Annotated in this window: 24 protein-coding genes and 1 tRNA gene; 1 reads left to right on the top strand and 24 read right to left on the bottom strand. The window is 54.2% G+C overall.

Annotated elements, in window-relative coordinates:
- Positions 1–135: 135 nt before the first annotated feature.
- The 15 genes from spoIIE to pth form a co-directional block, all read right to left on the bottom strand.
- The gene (gene spoIIE / locus FE783_RS32830) at positions 136–2,580 is read right to left on the bottom strand and encodes a stage II sporulation protein E (RefSeq protein WP_238403345.1); all 2,445 of its coding nucleotides are present in this window, start codon (positions 2,578–2,580) and stop codon (positions 136–138) included.
- Between the two features lie 571 nt (positions 2,581–3,151).
- A tRNA-Met gene (locus FE783_RS32825) sits at positions 3,152–3,225 on the bottom strand.
- 138 nt (positions 3,226–3,363) lie between these two features.
- Positions 3,364–3,834: a S1 domain-containing RNA-binding protein gene (locus FE783_RS32820; RefSeq protein WP_138883627.1), complete on the bottom strand. Its 471-nt coding sequence runs from the start codon at positions 3,832–3,834 to the stop codon at positions 3,364–3,366.
- Positions 3,835–4,016: 182 nt separating this feature from the next.
- Entirely contained in the window at positions 4,017–4,340 is a 324-nt protein-coding gene (locus tag FE783_RS32815) for an FtsB family cell division protein (protein WP_138883626.1), read from the bottom strand.
- A gap of 31 nt (positions 4,341–4,371) precedes the next feature.
- A complete protein-coding gene (gene yabQ, locus FE783_RS32810) occupies positions 4,372–4,962 on the bottom strand; it encodes a spore cortex biosynthesis protein YabQ (RefSeq protein WP_138883625.1) in 591 nt (196 codons plus the stop codon).
- Positions 4,959–5,240, bottom strand: a complete 282-nt coding sequence (gene yabP / locus FE783_RS32805) for a sporulation protein YabP (protein WP_138883624.1) — start codon at positions 5,238–5,240, stop codon at positions 4,959–4,961. Before yabP ends, yabQ begins: the two co-directional genes overlap by 4 nt.
- Before the next feature lie 138 nt (positions 5,241–5,378).
- Positions 5,379–5,639 (bottom strand): RNA-binding S4 domain-containing protein, encoded by a 261-nt coding sequence (locus FE783_RS32800; RefSeq protein ID WP_138883623.1) that lies wholly within the window; start codon positions 5,637–5,639, stop codon positions 5,379–5,381.
- Entirely contained in the window at positions 5,639–5,911 is a 273-nt protein-coding gene (locus FE783_RS32795; RefSeq protein ID WP_138883622.1) for an HU family DNA-binding protein, read from the bottom strand. The genes FE783_RS32800 and FE783_RS32795 overlap by 1 nt, the downstream gene beginning before the upstream one ends.
- Positions 5,912–6,023: 112 nt before the next feature.
- Entirely contained in the window at positions 6,024–7,514 is a 1,491-nt protein-coding gene (gene yabN, locus FE783_RS32790; RefSeq protein WP_138883621.1) for a bifunctional methyltransferase/pyrophosphohydrolase YabN, read from the bottom strand.
- A gap of 16 nt (positions 7,515–7,530) precedes the next feature.
- Positions 7,531–9,186, bottom strand: a complete 1,656-nt coding sequence (locus FE783_RS32785) for a putative polysaccharide biosynthesis protein (RefSeq protein WP_138883620.1) — start codon at positions 9,184–9,186, stop codon at positions 7,531–7,533.
- A 301-nt stretch (positions 9,187–9,487) separates the two neighbouring features.
- Positions 9,488–10,030, bottom strand: a complete 543-nt coding sequence (gene spoVT, locus FE783_RS32780) for a stage V sporulation protein T (RefSeq protein WP_138883619.1) — start codon at positions 10,028–10,030, stop codon at positions 9,488–9,490.
- A gap of 196 nt (positions 10,031–10,226) precedes the next feature.
- The gene (locus FE783_RS32775; RefSeq protein ID WP_138883618.1) at positions 10,227–11,321 is read right to left on the bottom strand and encodes a peptidylprolyl isomerase; all 1,095 of its coding nucleotides are present in this window, start codon (positions 11,319–11,321) and stop codon (positions 10,227–10,229) included.
- A complete protein-coding gene (gene mfd, locus FE783_RS32770) occupies positions 11,308–14,829 on the bottom strand; it encodes a transcription-repair coupling factor (RefSeq protein ID WP_138883617.1) in 3,522 nt (1,173 codons plus the stop codon). Before mfd ends, FE783_RS32775 begins: the two co-directional genes overlap by 14 nt.
- A gap of 111 nt (positions 14,830–14,940) precedes the next feature.
- Positions 14,941–15,171 (bottom strand): anti-sigma-F factor Fin, encoded by a 231-nt coding sequence (locus FE783_RS32765; RefSeq protein WP_138883616.1) that lies wholly within the window; start codon positions 15,169–15,171, stop codon positions 14,941–14,943.
- 115 nt (positions 15,172–15,286) lie between these two features.
- A complete protein-coding gene (gene pth, locus FE783_RS32760; protein ID WP_138883615.1) occupies positions 15,287–15,847 on the bottom strand; it encodes an aminoacyl-tRNA hydrolase in 561 nt (186 codons plus the stop codon).
- A gap of 113 nt (positions 15,848–15,960) precedes the next feature.
- Between pth and FE783_RS32755 the strand changes: the two genes are divergently transcribed.
- Positions 15,961–16,161 (top strand): hypothetical protein, encoded by a 201-nt coding sequence (locus tag FE783_RS32755; RefSeq protein ID WP_138883614.1) that lies wholly within the window; start codon positions 15,961–15,963, stop codon positions 16,159–16,161.
- A 111-nt stretch (positions 16,162–16,272) separates the two neighbouring features.
- Here FE783_RS32755 and FE783_RS32750 read toward each other — a convergent pair whose 3' ends face one another.
- From FE783_RS32750 to yabG, 9 genes are all read right to left on the bottom strand, one after another.
- Positions 16,273–16,902 (bottom strand): 50S ribosomal protein L25, encoded by a 630-nt coding sequence (locus FE783_RS32750; RefSeq protein ID WP_138883613.1) that lies wholly within the window; start codon positions 16,900–16,902, stop codon positions 16,273–16,275.
- 95 nt (positions 16,903–16,997) lie between these two features.
- Positions 16,998–18,395 (bottom strand): bifunctional UDP-N-acetylglucosamine diphosphorylase/glucosamine-1-phosphate N-acetyltransferase GlmU, encoded by a 1,398-nt coding sequence (gene glmU, locus FE783_RS32745; RefSeq protein WP_138883612.1) that lies wholly within the window; start codon positions 18,393–18,395, stop codon positions 16,998–17,000.
- 102 nt (positions 18,396–18,497) lie between these two features.
- A complete protein-coding gene (gene spoVG / locus FE783_RS32740; protein WP_138883611.1) occupies positions 18,498–18,782 on the bottom strand; it encodes a septation regulator SpoVG in 285 nt (94 codons plus the stop codon).
- Between the two features lie 114 nt (positions 18,783–18,896).
- On the bottom strand, positions 18,897–19,283 hold the full coding sequence (locus FE783_RS32735) for a RidA family protein (protein WP_138883655.1): 387 nt from the start codon (positions 19,281–19,283) through the stop codon (positions 18,897–18,899).
- Positions 19,284–19,329: 46 nt separating this feature from the next.
- Positions 19,330–20,148 carry a pur operon repressor gene (purR, locus tag FE783_RS32730; protein WP_138883610.1) on the bottom strand — a complete coding sequence of 273 codons (819 nt, stop codon included), beginning with the start codon at positions 20,146–20,148 and terminating at the stop codon, positions 19,330–19,332.
- An 80-nt stretch (positions 20,149–20,228) separates the two neighbouring features.
- Positions 20,229–21,083: a 4-(cytidine 5'-diphospho)-2-C-methyl-D-erythritol kinase gene (gene ispE, locus FE783_RS32725; protein ID WP_138883609.1), complete on the bottom strand. Its 855-nt coding sequence runs from the start codon at positions 21,081–21,083 to the stop codon at positions 20,229–20,231.
- Positions 21,084–21,210: 127 nt separating this feature from the next.
- On the bottom strand, positions 21,211–21,399 hold the full coding sequence (locus FE783_RS32720; RefSeq protein ID WP_138883608.1) for a small, acid-soluble spore protein, alpha/beta type: 189 nt from the start codon (positions 21,397–21,399) through the stop codon (positions 21,211–21,213).
- Between the two features lie 90 nt (positions 21,400–21,489).
- Positions 21,490–21,765, bottom strand: a complete 276-nt coding sequence (gene veg, locus FE783_RS32715) for a biofilm formation stimulator Veg (protein ID WP_138883607.1) — start codon at positions 21,763–21,765, stop codon at positions 21,490–21,492.
- A gap of 258 nt (positions 21,766–22,023) precedes the next feature.
- Positions 22,024–22,905, bottom strand: coding sequence for a sporulation peptidase YabG (gene yabG, locus FE783_RS32710; protein ID WP_138883606.1), 882 nt, complete (start codon positions 22,903–22,905; stop codon positions 22,024–22,026).
- Positions 22,906–22,914: the final 9 nt, after the last annotated feature.

Genomic DNA, 22,914 nt, shown 5'->3' with positions numbered 1-22,914 from the left:
CGCAAATAGCGTCCAATACCCGAGCGGCGCAACGGAATGGATAGTTATCCGGCAAAAAAAAGAAAACGCCCCTCATCGGAGAGAAGCGTATGCCGAAATCCGTTCCAAGAAAGCAAAAAACCCGGAATATCCGGGTCAACTGACCGTTCTCGGCCGCTCTACTTTGGTCACCCCCTGCCAACGGAAGGTGGCCCATTCCGGCTTATATTTCTCGATTCGGGCGACGACAACGGTCATGTCGTCCATAATTTCGCCTTGATGGTAGCGTACGATCGTTTCCAGCAAGCAATCGGCAAAAGCTTGCGGCTCCTCCGCATCGATGCCTTGGATAATCCGCTTCATCCACATCTCCTTATTGACGGCCGGTCCCGGCGCATCGAATATGCCGTCCGTCATCATGATCAGCGTATCCCCCGGCATGAGCTGCATCGAGATGAGATCGACATCGATGTCCTGCAGAATGCCGATCGGCAAATTATTGGCCGAGATTTGGATCACATCCGTTCCGCGTTTAATATAGCTCGGTGTCGAGCCGATTTTCACGAAAGTCGTTTTCGCGTTGTACTGGTCGATAAGCGCTACGTCGACGGTGGCGAACATCTCGTCGGAAGAGCGGAGCATCAGCACCGAATTCACCGACTTGATCGCAAGCTTCTCGTCCATGCCCGATTGCAGCAGCTGCTGCAAAATCGACAGCGCCGCGCTGCTCTCCGCGCGAGCCCGCTCTCCGTTGCCCATCCCGTCGCTAAGCGCAACCGCGAATTTTCCATTGCCCAGCTCCACCGTACTGAAGCTGTCTCCCGACAAAATGTCGCCTCCCTTGGCCGCACATGCTACCCCCGTTTCCACTTCGAACTCCTTGGCGGAGCAGAACAATACGGTCGCATAGCCGTCTCCCCGGCTCGATACCTCCTCATTGCGCACCGCGATGTTCTCGCCCAAAATATCGGACAGCAGCGGCGCGATAATTTTCCGGCACTCGTCGAACCCTTTCGTATATTGGTGGATAATTTCGATCTCCACGTTGCCTTCGTCCAGACTGATAATGTCGATGCTGTGGATGGACAGTCCCAGATCCTCGAGCGCCGAACGGATTTGTTCCTCCTGCAGAAACAACGCATGCCCTTCCCGTTTTATTTCTTTGGCCAAATCCTCCATTACTTGCGAAACTCCGGTCAATTGCTCGGCTACAAGCTGGCGGCTGTCCTGAATTTGCTTCTTCCAATGCAAATCGTGCTTGAACAGCCCGTACTGCTGCTTCATGACGACGAGCACTTGATCGGTCCGGACGCACGCCTGCTTCCATTCCCCCGGGATGTCACGCTTCGCGAACGTTTCGCGGGCATCGATTTCGCTCATCATCTCGGTCATGAATTTGTACGTTTGATAAAACTTGTCGTCCCAGCATTGCTTGCGCTTCCAGCACATCGCGCATGTCTGCGAGGCGACCGAGTTCATGAAATGCTCGACCTCCCTTTCCTTCGCCGCGCTTTCATCCAAATGCGTAAGCTGCTTGAAGCTGCGCGACAGCTGGCGGAACACCTCGGAAAACTGCTGGACCCGGCCGGCCGTAATGTCCCGTACCCGCTTGGCGTAATCGTGCTGCGACTTCATATTTTCCTGCGTGCCGGGAACATACTTGGCAATCGTCTGAATGAAGCTTCGCGGTGTGAGCAGGAAGAGAAGAACGGCCGCTACCGACTCCCAGGTCGAGCTCATCACTTCCGTCTGGCTGCCGATATAGATCGACAAAATCGAGGAGCCGAGCAGCATGCCGAACGCCACCGCCATCCGGTTCGCTTCCTTCAGCAACCCGGCCAGCATGCCGGAGAAGGCGAGCAAACTCATCTGGTAAATCGCATTGACGTCTGCCAAACTCAGGATAAGACCGGTAATGACGCCGACGGACGCCCCGAGCGGCGCTCCTCCGACCAGTGCGAACATCAGGATCAAATACCGCGACATCACATGCTCCAGCGATACCGACTGAATGATCCAGCCTACCGTACCGGTCATGACGGAACCGAGCAATATAATCAGACAGATGATTTCTTCGTTCTTTAAATAGTAGCTTTTGCGAGTCAGCGTAAATACCGGTATCGCCTGGATGAAGATAAGGGTAAGCACGAAGCTGAGCGCTGCCTCCACGGCCGTCAGCATTAGCGTGTACCAGGTCAGCTCGGAGGCGACGATGCATCCGAACAGCTGAACCGTAAAAGCGGACGTGAACACGATAATCGGCGCATAGGACAACTCCGCCCGCTCATATTTTTCCAGCCCCTTCTGAATGAGCAGGAATACGATCATCTCGGTTAAAATGTAGCCCGTCTTCATCTCCAGCGCGAACAGACTCCCGGCCAGAAGAGAAAGGCCGACCCAACGCGTCAAATCTTTACGCACGAAGTAGACGACGGCGAAGTAAGCGATTGCAAAGGGGGCGAGCTGCTCCAGAATCATCGCCCTGCCGAGCAGGAACGCCATCGCGACCAGCACAAACGCCCATTTCTTGGCGACGACCGACTGGACGAACCGGTTTTCCATCAGCGTGCGCTTGCCTCCGGCTTTAGCCTTTTGCATCATCCCGCTTATAGGCGCGGACTTCAGATCAACAACGTTCCACTTTTGCATCCTTAGGGCACCACCTTATTCGTTTTCGTGTGTTCCCTATTATAAAAACAATCTAGTATAAAGTTTGTCACAATGAGTTGATAGAGTGAAAGAATTTTCCGACAAAAACAGCCGGAGCGCGCGCGAACCCGGAACCTTTGCCAGGCTTGCCATCGTACTGTTTTCGGAAAGCAATCCCGCAAACGCATTTGTCTATTCTTTGGCCGTGACCAAGCATGAGAAGCCTCCCTTCTAGTAAAACAGTGTCGATTTGATAGCCGATAGGGAAGCGGTCCGACAAAAGCAGTGCAAAAAAGAAAATAACCCCGGAAAGTGGAGTTACGGCTTCGACCTCTGCTCCTAGGAACTTTAACGGAATTACCGCCCTGACTGACTACCCGGACTTTGTGGATCGCAAGTCCCGGTCTTCAGAGAGCAGATACGTTATTCCGTTAAAGTTCCCATATGTCTCTCGGGGATTCTGTATGCGAACAAAAAAAGCTCCGGACACGCCGTAACGTGTCGGAGCTAATGTCTGAAGGAATAGCGGCAGAGGGGATCGAACCCCCGACCTCACGGGTATGAACCGTACGCTCTAGCCAGCTGAGCTACGCCGCCATAACAATTCGAAAGTATATACTACAACCGGACCGTTGTCAACTTCCGTGCAAATTAGGGTAACATGATGCCAAAAACGCCGACTGTCCTGTCGGACGGCCGGCGTACCATTCCATGTATAACGGGCTGTCGGCACGCTTATACTCTGCGTGCGCCTCTTCCGCCCCGTTTCCCTTCGGTGTTTTTCTTCAACGACGAGATGCGTTCTTCGCTGTCCTTCAAGAAGCGCGACATCTTGTCCTCGAACGTAAGTCGGTTAGCGGTTGGTTTAAAGGGGCGACCACCACGATCATTCCGGCCTCCGCGATCTTCGCGGTCCCGGTTAAATCCGCGTTCAGGACGCTCCGGGCGCTGCTGCTGCTCTCCCGGCGGCTTGTCGACGGCTTGGCGAATGGACAGACCGATCTTGCCGTCCTTGTCCACATTGATCACTTTCACCAAAACTTTGTCTTCCAGCTTCAAATGATCGTTGACGTCCTTCACATAATTGTCGGCAATTTCGGAGATGTGTACGAGACCGGTCACGCCTGCTGACAGCTCCACGAAAGCCCCGAAATGAGTAATGCCTGTCACCTTGCCTTCCAACTTGGTGCCCACTTCAATTGCCATAGAATGAAACGTTCCTCCCTAAAAATATGTTGGAAATAATCTCTCATACCTATCCATACGCAATTCTCGCAACTTTTGCGACGGTTCGGGCCAAAAAAGTTGCACCAACAGGCAGGCGATGTGAGGATCGGATATGGAGATTATACAAGATCGACGACATAAAGGTCAATAAGGACGTGGGCTCACGGAGATTTGGGGGTGTAGAACAGCGTCTCCCCCGGCTTTGAATAATGATATTCTTTTCTGATTTTCTGGAGTATGTATTCGGGATCGTTCAGCCGTTCGATCTCTTTCTTGTACGATTCGTTCAATTTGACGGTCTCGGTGCGCTTCTGATCGAGCTCTTCGACATGCGCGGCCTTGACTCCGAGACGTCCTTGCTGGTTCCATAAAATAAGAGCCGCCCAAGTCATAAAACCGACCATCGCAAATGCGAGCAGCCGAACGCGGCGGCGAGCGCCTTTATTCGATTGTTCCGGTGTACCGGCTTTTTTCGCTTCGCGCATTGCTTTAACGGTTCCTCCTATTGCGGTTTGTTTATCCGTTTTTCCTAAACAACCGTTTGATGGCTTGTACCCATCTGCCGCACCGTCCGGTGAAGCGGTTCCACCAGTCCGGCTTTCTAAGCCGTTTCCGCAGCGGCTTTATGAGCCATTTCCCCAAAAGAAGGAACGGATAAAGCAATTGTAACATAATTTTACCGAGGAAAATAGTGAGCGCCCATAAAAATCCGAACAGCACAAGGATGAGACGGTACAAAAGCTGTACCGGTTTAATAATGACGATCTCAATCGTTTTCCCGATGAAGCGGATCAGCGCCCGGACGAGCCGGATGCAAAACTGGACGAATACAATCGTCAGCCGGCTGGCGAGCCGGAAGTACAGCCATAAGCCGAGAGCCAAGCCCAAGAACACATACACGCGGACTTGTCCGTCATTGCTGTATAACAGTGCGCGAAAGACGAACAGGGTGGCGACGATCCAGTAGCCGATGTCGAGCAGCGGAACGAGCCAGCGCGGAGGCCGCAGCTGCCCGGATAAGACGCGGTAGACGTCGAACAACGCTCCCATGAACGCACCGCTGCCCGCCATGACGGATAAGGTCAGAAATTGGATGTGCAGGCTCACTTGAACAACTTCCCTAGAAATCCTTTGGATTTCTCGTGCGCGCTCGCATCCAGGTAGTTGAGGCCGTGCACCGTCCCTTCGATCGCCACAAGACCTTGCTCAAGGTTCAAGTTCTTAATATGTAAATTTTGCCCTTTGATAGCCAGGAACCCGCATTCCGTTTCCAGCAGAAATTCCTCGCTGTCGAAGCTCTCTACGTTGAGCACGCCGGATATTTCGAGCAGCTTGCGATTGAGCATCTTCACTTCCTGGCGTTTTTGCTTAACCGGATCGATCATGGCATGTACCCCTCCCTCTTACGACTAGATTATGGTGGGGGGGCTCGTTTTAGAACCAGAAACACCGATTGACCGGCAGGCGGCTAACGCCCCGTACAGACACGAAAACCGGCCTTGCGGCCGGTCTCTGGATGCGGATTATTCCGCATGGGATTCTTCCTTCAGCACAGTATACATCTCGCCCGCTTCTTCCTTCCGGGTCGTTTCGGCGATTCGTTCCACGCGCACGGTCACACTCTTCTGACCGAATCGGATGACGAGCTCGTCTCCGATCTTTACGGTACTGCTCGCTTTCGCTTCCCTTCCGTTGATCCAGATTCGACCTTGGTCGGATACGTCCTTGGCGACCGTACGCCGTTTAATGAGTCTGGATACTTTCAGAAACTTGTCGAGACGCATTATTTTACAGCTTCTTTAAGCTTGTTGCCCGCTTTGAAAGCAGGAACCTTGGATGCCGGGATTTTGATTTCTTGGCCCGTTTGCGGGTTGCGGCCGGTGCGACCGGAACGGGTACGGGTTTCGAACGTGCCAAAGCCGATCAGTTGAACTTTGCCGCCGCTCGACAAAGCGTCGGTTACTTCACCAAGAAAGCTGTTCAATACGGACTCTACATCCTTTTTGGACAATCCGCTTTTAGTAGCGATGTTGTTTACGAGATCTGTCTTATTCATCGTTTAATTCCTCCTAAAAAGTTGGCATGAAGCTCTCCCAAGGAAAGCTGGGTTTGCATGGGCATTTTGCCTGTACGGTAGTATGTATTCTTTGTTGGCCCGGAAATTCCTTCTACGATCTTGCATTTTTCGAAAGTTTTTTTGCTTCTTGCCACATTTTTTCCATCTCCGGTAACCCAGTTTGGTCAAAAGTTTGGCCTTTTAGACGCAGCTGGCGCTCGATATAGCCGAATCTTTCCAAAAATTTGCGATTTGTCGCCGCAATCGCCTCTTCGGGATCAATCCGCAAAAATCGAGCCAAATTGACAACAGCAAACAACAAATCGCCGAGTTCCCCCGACCGTTCCTCGTCGGAAGCTTCCTTCAGCTCCGCCAGCTCCTCCTCGATCTTGGCGTACACCTCTTCCGTCCGTTCCCAGTCGAAACCGACCTGGGCCGCCTTCTTCTGCAGCTTGTACGCCTTCATGAGCCCCGGCAAATCTCTCGGGACACCCGCGAGCACGGATAGCTGCTCCACATCTATGCCTTTGCTCCGCTTCTCCTCCGCCTTCATCTCGTTCCAGTTGCGCAGCGCCTCGTCCGCATCGTCCGCCCCGAGCTCCCCGAACACGTGGGGGTGGCGTCGGATCAGCTTGTCGTTCAGCCCCGCGATCACGTCATAGACGTCGAACGCTCCCGTCTCCGCTTCCATTTGGCTGTGGAGCATAATTTGCAGCAGCAGGTCGCCGAGCTCTTCGCACATCGCCGCAGGGTCGTCGTCGTCGATCGTTTCCAGCACCTCGTACGTTTCCTCGATCAAGTTTTTGCGAATGCTGGCATGCGTCTGTTCCCGGTCCCACGGACACCCCTCCGGACTGCGGAGAATATCGACAATTTCACGCAGCCTCTCGAATGTGCGGTTGCGCACCGACTCCTCCTCCGTGCGCGGGACCCATACGAGCGACAAGTTCCCGTACCCGTCCAGACGATCCAGCTCGTACAGCGGCACCCGGACGATCCGCTCCCGTCCGGCCACCCCGAGCTCGTGTCCGACTACGACTTCGTGTTCGTCGGGCAGCGCGTTCATCAGAAACAGCTTGACGTCCGACGCCGTATGCGAATCGTACACTTGCGCGATAAGCGCGTGCATGCGGGGCTCATATCCCGCTCCGCCGGCCGGAAGCGCGGTCGCATCGAATAAAGCGAAGCCTTCGATCGGATCGAATCCGAACCGCGAGAACGCTTGGTCGAGGAAGCTTTCGCCTCCGGCGACGGTCAGCTCGACTTCCTCGCTCGCACAGCGCTCGCGAAGCAGCCGGGTCGTCGATTCGGCCACCATCGGATGGCCGGGAACCGCGTATACGACCGCTTGCTGCGAGGTACGGGCCATTCGGAGCAGCTCGTCCACGATGGAATCATAGACTTCGGCAAAAGAACGGTGCGCTTCGTAAAGCCCGTCAAACGACTGGACCGTTACACCGTTTGTCCTCAGAAAATCGACAACCGGGTGTTTGTCCGTGCGCACATATAAGGGATCGGCCGCCTGCAGCTTTTTCCAGACGCCTAGCGTAAGCTGGTTCTCGTCTCCGGAACCAAGCCCTACTACGGTAATAGACGGGGACATCGTAAGCCTCCTTCAGCTATTGTAAAATGCGCCATTTGCGCAAAACCGGGAGCAGCTTCGCCCCGAGCTTCGGTACGGCCGCAAGCTCGTTCGCGCTGACGGCGCCGGTACGGAACAGCATGACGCCAAAGACGGATGCTCCGCACATGACGGAGACTAAGGCAACGACCGTTTGTCTCCCTCTATAGGAAAACTCCGGGAGAGCATGCAGCAAAATCCGGTCGACTGCGAACAGAACGGCAGCGGTTACGATCGCCATTACTGCGGTGGAGAGCAGCGGCTTGACGGCATAATCGCGCCAGGACAAGCTGATTAACCGAATCCGGCTAAGCCGCAGCAAGTTCAGTCCGGCGGCGGCGGCATACGCGGCCACTGCGGAAACCGCGGCTCCTTCAATCCCCCATCGGGGTACGAGCCACAGGTTCAATCCGACCTTAATCGCCGCGGCGGCGAGCAGATGATAAGCGGTAGCCCGCTCCGCGCCCATGCCCTGCAGAATGGCTCCGGACACGATCTGAACGACGCTGAACACAGTCGTACAGGCGAGAATCATCATCGTGACGTATCCCGCCGCATCCTTGTAGAACATTACGTTCAACGGGATCGCCGTTACAGCCATCCCGGCGGACGCGGCCAGCCCTATCAGCCACGTGAGCCGCAGAGACGCGGATGCGCTGCCGCGCACTTCCGCCAGCGCACCTCTCGCCCTCGCTTCGGATATGGCGGGAACGAGCGCCACCGACATGGAGGAGACGATCATCGCCACAAGCTGGACAAGAGGAAGACCGTGATTGTACAAGCCGAATCGCGCCATCGCTTCGGCATTGCTCAAGCCGCTCTGCATCAGCAGTCTCGGCACTGTAAACGTATCCGCCAGCGTCAGCATCGGCAGCACGATGGAGCCGAGGCAGATCGGCAGCGCGTAAGCGACAAATCTCCGGTATCCGACACGTTCAGCCGAGCCCGTACGCCGCGTGTCGGAATCATCGGTTTGCCGCCGCCCCTCCTTCTTTCGATGCGAGATCCAGTAGCCGCACATGACGAGCAGACCGGCCAATGCCCCTGCCGCCGATCCGAGCGTCGCACCCGCGGCAATGTCCGCGTCCGGTGCGCCCGCCTGGGCGAGAATGATCAGCAAGACTACCATGACCGCCACGCGGATCAGCTGCTCGGCTACTTGCGAGACACCCGTCGGGGCCATATCGCCCAAACCTTGAAAGTATCCTCTCAGCGTTGCCATCAAGGGAACGAAAAACAAAGCGAACGATACGCTGCGCAGAGCGGCTTCGGTCTGACGGTCGCCGATCCACGACGCGAGCATGCCGGCTCCGAAGTACAGCAGGATAAAGCAGGCGAGCCCCGTCGCCGCCGACAGCACGAGCGCCATTCTCAATACGCCGCGCGCTCCGCGGGCGGAACCACGGGCGCTTTCCTCGGCTACAAAGCGGGATACCGCCACCGGGAATCCGGCCGTAGCCAGAAACAAAATCAACGTATAAAGCGGATACACCGCATTGTAAATACCGAACACGCTGTCTCCCGCCACGTTCTGAAGCGGGATTTTTTGCATTGTGCCGAGCAGCTTGGACACGACGGCCGCCGCCCCAAGCACAAAAGCGCCCTTGACGATCGCCCTGCCGGGCATCGGGGGCGGGTTCGGGCTTTGCTGCATACGATTCCCCTTTCACACCACGCCTTTATTATATCCCCCCACAAAGCGCCGTCAAGTTTCGCCATCCAAAATAACCCCACAAAGTGCAGCCTTGCTTCGAAGCTTGTTCCAAGTACTTTGCGGGGCCCCCGAAATAAACCCTAGTATCCAAAAAAGACTCCCCGGTTCGGTTCGCCGGGAAGCCTTTGTTCGTGTACCGCCTAGGAACTTTAACGGAATAACGTACCTGCTCTCTGACGGCCGTGTTGCCGGGTCACAAAGCCCCGGTCATCAGTCAGGGTGGTAATTCCGTTAAAGTTCCCTACTGTTCCATCTGCTTGGCCAGAAAACCCGCAGCCGTCTCCGCCATCTTCATTTCCATCTGCCCCATCTTGACGTTCTCGTCTTTGCTGACCAAGATGACGGAACCGATCGGATCTCCGCCGGCTACGATCGGCGCGATTACGAAGGAGCTGTACGTTTCGTTCAAATCTTTGCATAGTTCGTATTGCCCGGAGTTCGTCTCGAGCGACGTTTTGCGGTTTTCCATGCTGGATTCGACTATCGACCCGATTTGCTTCTCCAAGTATTCTTTCTTGGACCCTCCGGCTACGGCAATGACCGAATCCCGGTCGGAGATAATCGTAATATGGTTCGTGCTCTCGTATAGCGATTCGGCGTATTCTTTGGCAAAATCGCCGAGCTCGCCGATCGGGGAATATTTCTTCAATATGACTTCACCGTCGCGGTCCACGAATATTTCCAGCGGATCTCCTTCGCGGATTCTGAGCGTGCGGCGAATTTCTTTCGGTATAACGACCCTGCCCAAATCATCGATCCGACGAACAATTCCAGTTGCTTTCATAATTCTGGATGCCTCACTTTCCAATGAAGAGTTTTAAATACGACTGGATGGGTATGCAATATCCGCTAATCCTTGCAGGAGGCTTTTTGTTAACTTTATTGTCTGCCCATAGTATGTTACTGCTCCCATTTTCTTATACAGGGAGGGAAAAAAGAAAAGACGTCCGGAAAACCGGACGTCTTGGGCTATATCGGCATTATTTGGCAGCAGGCTGCTGCTCGGTTCCGGACGGAGCCGGGGTCGTCAAATTCGGAGTAGTTCCCGCTCCCGGCGTTGAAGGGGCTGGGGCCGCCTTAGGAAGCTTGTCCGTGTCGATTTTCTCGATCATAGCGGGCAAATCCTTCTCGATAAAGTCCGATACTTGCATCTCGGCCAGCTCCGATTTGATCTGCTCCTTCACTTGATCGAACGTCTTCGTCGAGCGCGACTCAACCTTCATGATATGATAGCCGAATTCGGTCTCGACCGGATCGCTGACTTTGCCGATCGGCAATTCGATTGCGGCTTTCTTGAAGCCTTCGACCCATTGGCTTACTTCGGCGTTTTCGTATTTGCCGCCGTTGTTTTTCGATCCGCCGTCGTCGGAAAACTCTTTGGCGAGCGCCGCGAAATCGCCGCCGGCATCCACCTTCTGCTTCACTTCCTGAGCCCGCTTGAGCGCTTCGTCCTTCGTACGAATGTCTTTCTCCTGATTCTCGTCCTTAAGCGATACGAGGATGTGGCTGACTGTAGCGACCGTATAGGCATTCGCTGCGGCGTTCTCGTCATACTTAGCCTTTACTTTGTCGTCGGTCACTTTCTTCTCGGCGTCGCCAAGCACGATCAAGCTTTTATAAATATAATCTTTAATATCGTCCTGCTTCAGATTGGCCGTCTTCAGCTGATTGTCGAACGCATTCTTGTCTCCGCCCTGCTGCTCGAAGTACTTCTTGATCTGATCCATCTGTTCTTGCGTTTTCTTGTCTGCGTCCTTCTTCGACTGCTCGTCCACTTTGGCTCCAAGCACCTTGAAGCCGATCAGCTGCTTCATCATATAATCCTGGAACGTCGGATCCGTGTCAAACTGGGCGTACATCGGGTTGAAAAATTTGACCGAGCCGACGAACGAATCGTATTCGCCTCTCGTTACTTTCCCGCCCTCTTTATAGGTGGCGACTACTTCCGTGCTTCCGGCTCCGCTTGCAGCATTTTTATCTTTACCGCACCCGGTCAAGGCCATCGCCGCTACGACTACCGCCGCTAATGCGACGGACAGCCGGCGAGCGGTCTTGCTGCGGTTAATTGGCAACATGGCGCAACTCTCCTTTCGATTTCAAAGCCTCTTTGTATTGTACCAAAAATCGCTCCAGCATTTCGATGGAGTCTTCTGGCTTTAATCCCTTGCATTTCATCTGGATGACGATCTGCGGTCCGGGCACGAGCTTGATCCTGCCCTCGAACTGCGAGGAAAGGGCATGAAGCCGCTGGCCGTCCAGATTGCCGTTTTCGCTTGAGCGGATTTTGAGCTGAATATCATCTCCCTTTTGCGAAATCGACTCTATCGCATAATCGGCCCCGTACACCTTCAACCGGGCCACAGCAAGCAGATTCAATACCGCCTGAGGCAAATTGCCGAATCGATCCTCTATTTCCTCGTACATGTCTTTCGCTTCTTCAAGCGTCTTGATGTTGGCCACTTTCTTGTAAATCTCGATCTTCTGCATACTATCATAAATATAGTCGGACGGTAAATAGGCGTCGAGCGTAAGCTCGATCTGGGTAGCCGCCGCGACCTTCTCCGCAGGCTGCTCGCCGTGCATTTCCGCCTTCCGCTTGGCGATTTCCTCGCCGAGCATTTGCGTGTACAGATCGAAGCCGACCGACGCGATAAACCCGTGCTGTTCCGCGCCGAGCAAATTGCCCGCTCCGCGGATCGCCAAATCGCGCATCGCGATCTTGAACCCGGAGCCGAGCTCCGTAAATTCCTTGATCGCCTGCAGCCGCTTCTCCGCCACTTCCGTCAGCACTTTATCGCGCTGATACGTGAAATACGCGTACGCGATCCGGTTCGACCGTCCTACCCGCCCGCGAAGCTGATACAGCTGGGATAAGCCCATTTTGTCCGCATCGTGCACGACCAGCGTATTTACATTGGGAATATCAACGCCGGTTTCGATGATGCTCGTGCTGACGAGCACATCGTATTCGCCGTCCAGGAAGTCGAGAATCGTCCGCTCCAGCTCCTGCTCGGACATTTGACCGTGAGCTACGCCGACCTTCGCATCCGGGACCAGGAACGAAATTTGCTCCGCCATCTGATTGATCCCCTGCACCCGGTTGAACAAATAGTACACTTGTCCGTTTCTCGCGAGCTCCCTCTCGATCGCCTCCCGGACAAGGGCGTTGCTGTGCTCGACCACGTACGTTTGCACCGGAAACCGGTTCTCGGGCGGCGTCTCGATAACCGACAAATCGCGGACGCCGAGCATCGACATGTGGAGTGTGCGCGGGATCGGCGTTGCGGTCAGCGTCAGCACGTCGACGTTCGTTTTCAGCCGCTTCAGTTTCTCCTTGTGCGATACGCCGAAACGCTGCTCCTCGTCGACGATAAGCAGTCCCAAGTCTTTGAAGATGAGATCCTGGGACAACAGCCGGTGCGTGCCGATCACGATATCGACCGTTCCCTGCTTGACGCCCTTGATCGTTTCCTTCTGCTCCTTCTGCGAGCGGAACCGGCTCAACACCTTGATGTTGATCGGGTAGTCCGCGAACCGTTCGCGGAACGTCTCGTAGTGCTGCTGGGCCAAAATCGTCGTCGGCACGAGCACCGCCACCTGCTTGTTGTCGATCGCCGCTTTGAACGCTGCCCGCACCGCCACTTCCGTCTTGCCGTAGCCGACGTCCCCGCATAATAAACGGTCCATCGGCCTGGAAAGTTCCATATCCTTCTTAATTTCCTCGATCGCGCGCAGCTGGTCCGGCGTCTCGTCATAAGGAAACATACCCTCGAACTCCTGCTGGTACGTCGTGTCCTTGTTGAATCCGTACCCGGATGCCACCTGCCGTTCGGCATACAGCTTGATCAGATCGTCGGCGATATCCTGAACCGTGCTGCGCACCTTGTTCTTGACTTTGGCCCAGTCCGCTCCGCCGAGCTTGTAAACTTTCGGCTCCTTTTCCTCGGAGCCCACATACTTCTGGATCAGATCGATTTGATCGATCGGTACGGACAGCTTATCGCCGCCGGCGTACAAAATATGCATGTAGTCTTTATGAATACCGCCTACCTCGAGCGTACCGATACCGACGTATTTGCCGATGCCGTGGTTGACGTGAACAACGTAATCGCCCACCTTCAGCTCGCTGTAGCTTTTGATCCGCTCCGCATTGTCGATTTTTTTATCGATTTTGCGCACTTTGCGGTTTTTCTGGGTGAACATCTCGCCTTCGGTAATGACGACCAAATGAATGGATGGCAGCTCGAAGCCGGCCTGCAAATTTCCGTTCAGGATGGCAGGCTCCTCGATCTCGTAATCGCCGAGAACGCGGCGCACCCGATCTACCCGCTCTTCGCCGTTGGCCAGCACCATGACGCGAGCCCCGGTCTTTTTCCAGCGTTCCATCTCCGACTTGAGCACATTCATCTGACCATGGAAATTTTGCATCGCCCGGCACATGAAATTGACGATGTTCTGCGGCTGGGTTTGCGGAACTTGGCGCAAGAACAAAGAAACGTACAAGGTCGGATACGCGGTCCGGTGCAAAATCGACTCGTACGATTTGGACATGACGAAGCCCGGCAGCGATTTGCCCTCTTGAAGCAGGTTCGTCATCCACTCCGCTTCATCCCGCTCCAGCTGCTTGGACGTCTCGAGCAGCCGGCTCGGTTCGTCGATGACGAGAATCGCGTCCTTCGGAATGTAGTCCATGAGCGTATGCCGCTCCGGATACAACAAGCCGACATATTTGTACAAGCCGGTAAAAAATTGGTGGTCGCGCATCCGTTCGATTTCATGGCCGATTTCTTCCTTCAGCCGGTCCTTCACTTGACGATCGGTCATTCTCGCGAGCTGATCCTGAAGCAGATCGAAGGCGTGCTGCGCCGCATTTTGGAAGCGTTTTCTTTCGGCGATTAATTCCTTGCAGGGCGTAATGACGACCGACGAAAGCTTATCGATGGAGCGCTGATCGGCCGCGTCGAAGCTGCGAATCGAGTCTACCTCCACATCGAACAGCTCCACCCGGTAAGGCGTCTCGGATGTCAGCGGGTAAAAGTCGAGAATTCCCCCGCGCACGCTCATTTCGCCCTTGGACTCCACACGCTCGACCCGTTCGTACCCGAGCTCCACCATTCGCTGCAGCAGCGAATCCAGATCGATGGTCTCGCCGACCTTGATCGCAAACTGCGCCTCGCGGAAAACGGCGCTCGGAGGCAGCAGCTTGCGCACTCCGGCGAAAGGCACCACACATACGCCTCTGAACCCGGCGGCCAGACGGGTTAGGGCGTCGATGCGCTGAGCGAGCGTCTCCGGACTTGCCACAGCCGCCTCCGTGACCATCAGCTCATTGGCCGGATAGAGCAGCACCTGCTCTTCGGGTAAGCATTCCAATAAGTCCTCGGTCATTTTTTGCGCCGAGAACATGTTATGCGTCACCACGAATACGGGCCGTTTCAGCTTGTCGGCGAGCGCGGAAATAAACACTTGCCGCGAAGAGCCGGCCAAGCCCGATACGAGCTGCTCCCGCATGCCCGATTCGATGCCGGTGACAATCGATACAAATTCGCGATCCTCAGAAAATGCGCGGATCAATGATTGCAAGGGAATACACTCCTTTTATACGAGCAAACCAAAAAGAAAGCCTTGGTTAAAGTACCGAGGCCCTTATTTCGTATCCGATCGAATCTGTTCTATCGTCCGTGCAAGCTCCGATTATTGGAGCGGACTGGCGACCAGGTTCAATTCCGGGTGTTCGTCAAGCGCTTTACGGCAGTAGTCGCACGTAAGCTTGACGAGTACGTCGCCACTGTGACTATACGTAATTATATCTCTGCGCTCTTCGGGGGTCAAGAAATGGAAGCCTAATTGAATTTCGTTCACCTGCGGATTGTCGATTTCCCCGAGCTGCGCCGAGCAATGCCGGCACACGTATTTTACTGTCATAGGTCGTCCTCCCAACCGGGTTAGTATCGTTAACGCATATTCTTCGTACTAGTATGAACAAATATGCGTAAACTTAGCCGCCGATCGGGCCGGTCTGCCCGCTTCATTCGTCTTCTTACTTGTTGAAGTTCGCCATCGTCTTGTCGAAGCTGTACTCAATCGCATATTCCAGCGCGTCCACCGATTTTTGCACGGCTTCGGGGAGCGTCTTCGCTTCTTCCTTCGAAAAATCAGCCAACACATAATCGACTATGCTGTAGCCAGGCGCCGGACGGGATACACCGACGCGAATCCGGTTAAACGACTGCGTGCCGGCATGCTGAATAATCGATTTGATGCCGTTGTGCCCGCCGGCGCTGCCTTGGTAGCGAAGCCGGATTTGACCGAACGGGGTGTCCATGTCGTCGTATACGACGATGCAATCCTCTAACGGCGCTTTGTAAAAATCCATGAACGCCCGCATTGATTCCCCCGACAAGTTCATGTACGTCATCGGCTTCAGTAAAAACACCTTTTCCCCTTTGACATGCCCTTCGCCCACCAGCGCCTTGAATTTATTTTGGCCGATCGAGATGCCCCACTGCTCGGCGGCACGGTCCAGAACCATAAATCCTACGTTATGGCGGTTGTTGCGATAGGCGGTTCCGGGATTGCCTAGTCCTACTATCCATTTCATAGCCCGATCACAGTTTCCTTTCAAAAAAAATTATTAGTTCATATGCAACGAAATGCCGGCTTCGATTGTCTATGCTATCAAAATCAAAATTCAAGACGAGCGAGGGCGGAACTATGTATTCCAACGGCGATCCTATTTCTGAAGACCACCATTTCCAAGATCATATCGAACATCAAGTGCCCGTGCAAATTTATTTGGAGCAGCTTCACCGAGATATCGGCTACGTGGAACGCGTCACCCAATCGTTCATCAAAGTAAACAGCACTTATTACAATCGGGGCTTGTACACGTTTATATCCCGTCCGGGTTATTGATTCGGCGCCGGAATGCCCATCCATAGCAGTATAACTGCAATTTTCGGGAAACAAAAGAAGGGTTACGCGTCCGTATACGGAACGTAACCCTTTGCCTTGGCCGGGAAGCCGTCAGTCCTGCTTGACGGCTTCTTCCGCCGATTCGGCATCTTTCGCCTCGTTGGCCGCTTCTTCGGCTTCCTCGGTCGCCTTCTGCGGAACGAGTATCGTGGCCAATACGGCATTATCGTCCGTCTTTAACTCGACCTCGGGAGGAAGCTGCAAATCTTTGGCTAGGAAGCTCCCTCCCAGCTCGAGACCGCTAATGTCAACCGCAATCGCGCTCGGCAAATGCTCGGGCAGACAGCGCACCTCGACCTCGTGCAGCAATGCCGTCAGCACTCCGCCTTCCCGCTGGGCAGGCGATTCGCCCGTAAACTCGAGACCTACTGTCGCCCGGATCGGTTCGTCCATATTGATCTGATGGAAATCGATGTGCAGCAAGCTCCGCTGAATGCTGTCTCGCTGTGTACCGGTAATCATGACCGGTTGCTTCCCGGCATCTGGAATATCCATCTGGATGATGGCATGCGGATTTTGCTTCAGCAGTGCCACCAGCTGCTTCTCATCCACGGATATCGGAGTGCTCGCTACTTTTTTGCCGTATACGACAGCCGGTATTTTGCCGCGCTCCCGCATTTTTTTTAAGTCGGATTTCGTTGCGCTGCCATTGCGGCTTTCCGCTTTCAATGTCAATTCCATGTTCGAAATACCTCCTGACAAAATGGCTGGTCTTGTTTAACTTACCCATCTTGAGGAGGATCGAAACATGCTAGGAGCCTTTACCCAATTCGTATTTATTTGGACTTGTTTTCTTTAGCCGCTTTAAATCTGGCGCGAAGCTTCTCGGCATAGCCCGGTTTATTATCCTGCCGCTCCCTGGCGATCGCCATATCGTTCTCCGCTACATCTATCGTAATGGTCGAACCGGCCACCACGAACGCGCCCTTCCCGATCGTCACCGGCGCTACCAAGTTCACATTGCTGCCGATGAAAGCATCGTCGCCGATAACGGTTTTATGCTTGTTGAACCCGTCATAATTGACGGTGATCGCGCCGCAGCCGACGTTGACGTTTTTGCCGACATGAGCGTCGCCGATATAGCTCAAGTGCGATACTTTTGCCCCCTCGTCCAGGAAGGCATTCTTGATTTCAACGAAATCGCCGATTTTGACGTTGCCGGCCAGCTTCGCTCCGGGACGCAAATAAGCGAACGGCCCTACGGTGCAGCCTTGCCCTACATCGGCTTCCGATAGGACGGAATGTTTGATCTGAACTCCGGCAGCTACTGCCGTATCCGTCAATTCGCAGTTCGGGCCGATGACGCAATCTTCCCCGACTACAGTCTTCCCGCGCAGAATCGTTCCCGGATGCAGGACGGTGTCCGCGCCAATCTCAACGTCTTTCTCGATATACGTATTGGCGGGGTCCACAATCGTTACCCCGTTCGTCATATGCTTACGGTTGATGCGCTCCCGCATATATTTTTCCGCTTCCGACAAAGCGACGCGATCGTTCACGCCGATCCACTCGGATTCGTCATTCGTGCAATAGGCCAGCACGGTCTCGCCCTGCTCGCGCAAAATACCGACTACATCGGTGAAGTAGTATTCCTTCTGGGCGTTATCGTTCTTCACTTTCGCCAAGGCGGCGAACAGCTTGCGGTTATCGAAACAATAAGTGCCTGCGTTGATTTCCCGGATGGCATCCTGATCGGGGGAACAATCTTTCTGCTCCACGATGCGCACCACGTGCCCCTGCTCGTTGCGGACGATGCGCCCGTATCCTTGAGGGACGCCGAGCTCGGCGCTCATGAGCGTTGCAGCCGCTCCTTGCTCCCGGTGAAGACGAATCATCGTTTCCAGCGAGTCCGACCGGATCAGCGGCGTATCTCCGCAAATAACGACCGTGACGCCTTCTTCCTGCTCCAGCAGCGGTTTGGCCATCAGTACGGCATGACCCGTACCTAGCTGCTCGGCTTGCAGGGCAAACTCCGCGCGATCGCCAACATAGCTCTTCACTTCCTCCGCACCATGACCGACGATTACCACCTTCCGATCAACCCGGACCGAATCCAGCACATCGAGCACGTGACCTACCATCGGTTTGCCGCATACCGGATGAAGCACCTTGTACAGCTTCGATTTCATCCGTTTGCCTTGCCCGGCGGCAAGCACAATCCCTAGCATCCGCATTCGTTTCAACCTCCCAAAGCTAGATTCCTTACCGAATATATCGCAATTGTAGCAAAAAGAAAAGAGAGCCGAAAGTCCGGCTCCCTTCACCGTCGCATGATCTCAGGCTCCTTCTTCGATAACTTCTTCCTCGCTGGAAACCCGCTCGTACTCAGCCAAGACGGCCGCTTGGATTTTTTCGCGAGTTGTGGAAGAAATCGGATGCGCAATGTCGCGGAACTCGCCATCCGGCGTTCTCTTGCTCGGCATCGCGACGAACATCCCGTTGTTTCCATCGATGACGCGAATGTCGTGAACGACAAATTCGTTGTCAATCGTTATGGAAGCAATCGCTTTCATTCTCCCCTCGGAATTCACCCGGCGAAGACGTACATCAGTAATCTGCAATTGTGTTCACCACCTTTGGACTATGCGAGACTTGGTGTATACTTCCACATCACAGAGCTGATTCCTCCTAGATTTTTCCGAAAAAATCGTTTTTTTTAAAATTTAATTTTCTATTTAAACTTTTTCGACAACTTTCGTCGCAATCAGTTCGATTTCGACAAGAACATCTCTCGGAAGGCGCGCCACTTCAACGGTGGAGCGTGCCGGCTTATGGTCCCCGAAGTACGAAGCATATATTTGATTGACGGCCGCGAATTGATTCATATCTTTGATAAACACCGTCGCTTTGACTACATTCGCAAAAGTTGAGCCCGCCGCCTCCAGCACTGCGGACAAGTTCCGGAATACTTGATGGGTCTGTTCCTCGATGCCGCCTTCCACCAGCTGGCCGTTCTCATCGAGCGGAATTTGCCCGGAGGTGAAGATCAGATCGCCGAGCGTAACCGCTTGCGAATAAGGACCGATTGCGGCAGGAGCTTTGGTCGTGGATACGATTTCAATGTTCACTTGCGATACCCCGTTTCATTGTTTTATGGCTGCCCCGGCTTCAGTTGAAATAACTGCCCGGCAGCACCGAAATTTGTTTCGTTTTCGGATCTACGCTTGTCAGCTTGGCGACCGATACGTAATCCTCGATCAGATGCTCGTCGACCTCGGCGGACTCTACGAATACGCCTACTCCCTGTACTGTCGCCCGGAATTCCCGCAGCAGATCGATCATTCCTTGAATCGTTCCACCCGCGCGCATGAAATCGTCGACGATCAGGACATTCGACTGCTCCTTGAGCGCTCTGCGGCCAAGCGACATCGTCGAGATCCGCTTGGTCGAGCCGGACACGTAGTTGATGCTGACAGCCGAGCCTTCCGTCACCCGGTTATCCCGCCTCACGATCACTACCGGCAAATTCAGAAACGAAGCGGTCGCATAGGCGAGCGGAATGCCTTTCGTCTCCACCGTCATGACGACGTCCAGAGGCTTGTCCGCGAAGGCGGTTGCAAACATTTTGCCGATCTTGTTGACGAGGCTCGGGTGTCCGAGCATATCGCTCATATACAAGTAGCCGCCTGGCAGCACCCGGTCGGGCTGCTCGAGCTCGTGCCGGATTTCTTCCAAAATGTCGAGCGCCGCCGTCTTGGATATTTTCGGAGCGAACTTGACGCCGCCGGCCGCTCCGGCCAGCGTATGAAGGTCGCCGAGTCCTTCCTCTTCGAATACTTCCTTGATGATGGCCAAATCTTCGCTGATCGACGACTTGGCGGACGCGTACCGTTCCGCGAATACGGTAAGCGGTATTAGCGTGTGGGGGCGGAACAACAAATATTGCGTCATTTCCACCAATCTGGCACTTCGCTTCAATTTTTTCACGCGCCTCTCCCCCCACTACCGCAAAATTTCCGAATAATATACACAAAATATATCACTTTCATACGGTTTTTCGCAACAAATTACGGCAAAAGACGAACCGCGTACACATCTTTGCAAAACCCGCGAAGTCCGTTATAAATGCGGGCCACCTTCGACTGCTTCTGCACGAGTCCGAACACGGTAGGTCCGCTGCCGGACATCATCGCCCCGTCCGCCCCGAGCCGCAGCATGCATTCCTTGATTTGTCTCACTTCCGGATAATGCCGGATCGTCACATCCTCCAGCACGTTGCCCATCGCGGCGCACATATCGGCAAACCGCTTCTCGCGGATCGCCCGGAGCATGTCCGCCGCAGACGGATGGCGCTCGATGGACGGAGCGTGAAGCCGGCCGTATATTTCCTGTGTCGAGACGTGAATCGGGGGCTTGGCCAAAATGACCCAGCACTGCGGAGGTCCTTCAATTGGCTCCAGCTTCTCCCCCCGCCCCCGAGCGACCGCCGTCCCGCCCGTCACGCAGAACGGCACGTCGGAGCCGAGCTCAGCGCCGAGCGTTTGCAGCTCCTCGGTAGGGATATTCAGCCTCCAGAGCCGATTCAAGCCGCGCAGAGCGGCTGCCGCATCGCTGCTTCCTCCAGCAAGTCCGGCCGCTACCGGAATGCGCTTATCCAGATGAATATAGACGCCGCTTCGGACGTCATAGCGTTCTTTAATCAGCTTGGCCGCTTGAAACGCCAAATTTTTCTCGTCCAACGGGATGTAGCCCGCTTGGCTTGCGATGATGATCGTGTCGCGCGGAAGCTCCTGCATCTCGAGACGGTCCGCCAAATCGATCATGGTCATTACCATTTCGACCTCGTGGTAGCCGTCGTCCCTTTTGCGCAATACGTCCAGAAGCAGATTGATTTTCGCCGGTGCCTTCTCGTATATTTTCATAGCCCACAACCTTTACCGAAGCGATAGCTTTCCATATTATATCAAACGGTCAAAAGAAAAGCTAAAGCAGTTGGACCGCTTTAGCTAAGGCTGCCGGGAAAGTCTCATGAGAAGAAGCTTCAATCCTTTACCGGCGGGGAGTTTGATTCGCCAGCTGCTGCTCTGCGAGCTGAATGGCGCGTTTCACCATATTTCCGGCGTCTTTCGCCTTGATGCCTCCCCAGCCTTCCTGTTGGACCGTATTGTAGAACCCCAGGTCTTTGGCAAGCTCGTCCTTGAATTGCTCCGACATGATACCGCGTCTTCGACGACTCATCGCATCCAACCTCCTTTAAGTTGCGGGACTATCCGTAGTATGCAAAAAAAGCGGCGAAACGATTCGTTTCGCCGCCGGTTACACGTCATGTTAATGTTGAATATAGGTGATACGGACTTGTCCTTCGTCCTGACATACGGTCACTTCGACCGATTCGGTCAAAATGTCCGCATAGCTGTAAGACACCCGCTTGAACGCGTGATGGTCCTGGTCCAGCTTGACAATAAAGACAGAAGGGTAGGTTTCTTCCAACACTCCGGAGCGTTCGATCGTTTTCCTACGGCCCCCGTTTGCCCGCAACATGATCTTCTGCCCGACATGGGCTTCCAAACTGCGTTTGATTTCCAACAGCGCATTTTTAGCCATTGTCAACTACCACCTCTTTCCTTGTCTATTATACAAGATCCAGCGAAAGATGTCAAGGCAAAACAAATATTATATCAGTGAAACAAAGTTATTGTCAATGCCTTTTCTATCGGGATTTACCGCTTTTTGAGCCCAATTTCTCTTTTAACATTCGCAATATGTTCAAGTTTTATCCATTTTGGTCGATAAAAACAAAAAAAGCACCTTTCGGTACTTTTTTGGGAACGGATATGCGATTCATTTCCCCGAATTAGAGCCTTACGTTGCGGCGCCAAAGTTCGTTGCAGGCATCTTCAGCTTCGGCAAGCCGAGCCTGTAGCTTCCTCGCGTCTCGATGCCTCCGAGGCCGTCAAACCCGCTGATCGTGTTGCGGATCACGTCGGCGATATTCACCGTTTCTCTCGCCGGAGTGAACGCATTTTTGATGGCGACGCAGGACGGGTCAAGCGCATGGATCAGGACACGGGCTGGGGAGCTTGCGAAGTTCGCTCCCGCTTTCAGCAGCGCCTCGAAATGCGATTGGCAAGCACCCGCGATGATCGTCAGCGAATCCAGGTTGCGGTCGAATTGGCGCGCCATATGGATGGCGTTTACGAAATTGTGCGAGTTTTTATAGCTGTTCAGGCTGCTGATGTCACGGTCCTTCAAATGTTTCAGAATCCCGTCATGACCCGTTATAACCAATATATCCGGCCTTACTTGGGGCAGCAGCCGGTACAAAGCTTGCGTCATGTTCGACTCCGATACAAAGTATCCTTCCGCCGGAACGCGAAACTCTCCGTATAAAGCCATGCTTTTGCGCAAATAAGTCGGATCCCCGTCCAAGTGCAGCACTTTCCCGGGCAGCTCGAAATACGAATGGGACACATGATCCGCACCGCCGAGCTCCGTCTGCTGCTTCTCCCGCTGCCATAGCCTAAAGCGCGCCAGCTCGCGCAGCGATTCATTCACTTTCATTTGCGAGTAGTGCTGCTGCAGCGGCCGAGCGTCTTGAACGAGCTGCAAATCCGAAACGGGCGAATCGGCCAGCAGCCGGAAGTCGACGCCTTTCAATACCGCGCGCCTCGCTTCGATCGCGTCGATCTTAAAAATGACGTCGCCGCCGTAGGACTTTCGAACGACCAGTTCTCCTTGCTTCATACCACAATC

This window comes from Paenibacillus mesophilus, from assembly GCF_005938385.1.
Lineage (GTDB): Bacteria > Bacillota > Bacilli > Paenibacillales > NBRC-103111 > Paenibacillus_AB > Paenibacillus_AB mesophilus.
Note: the sequence above shows the minus strand (reverse complement) of the source record. Positions and strands in the feature narration are given on the sequence as shown.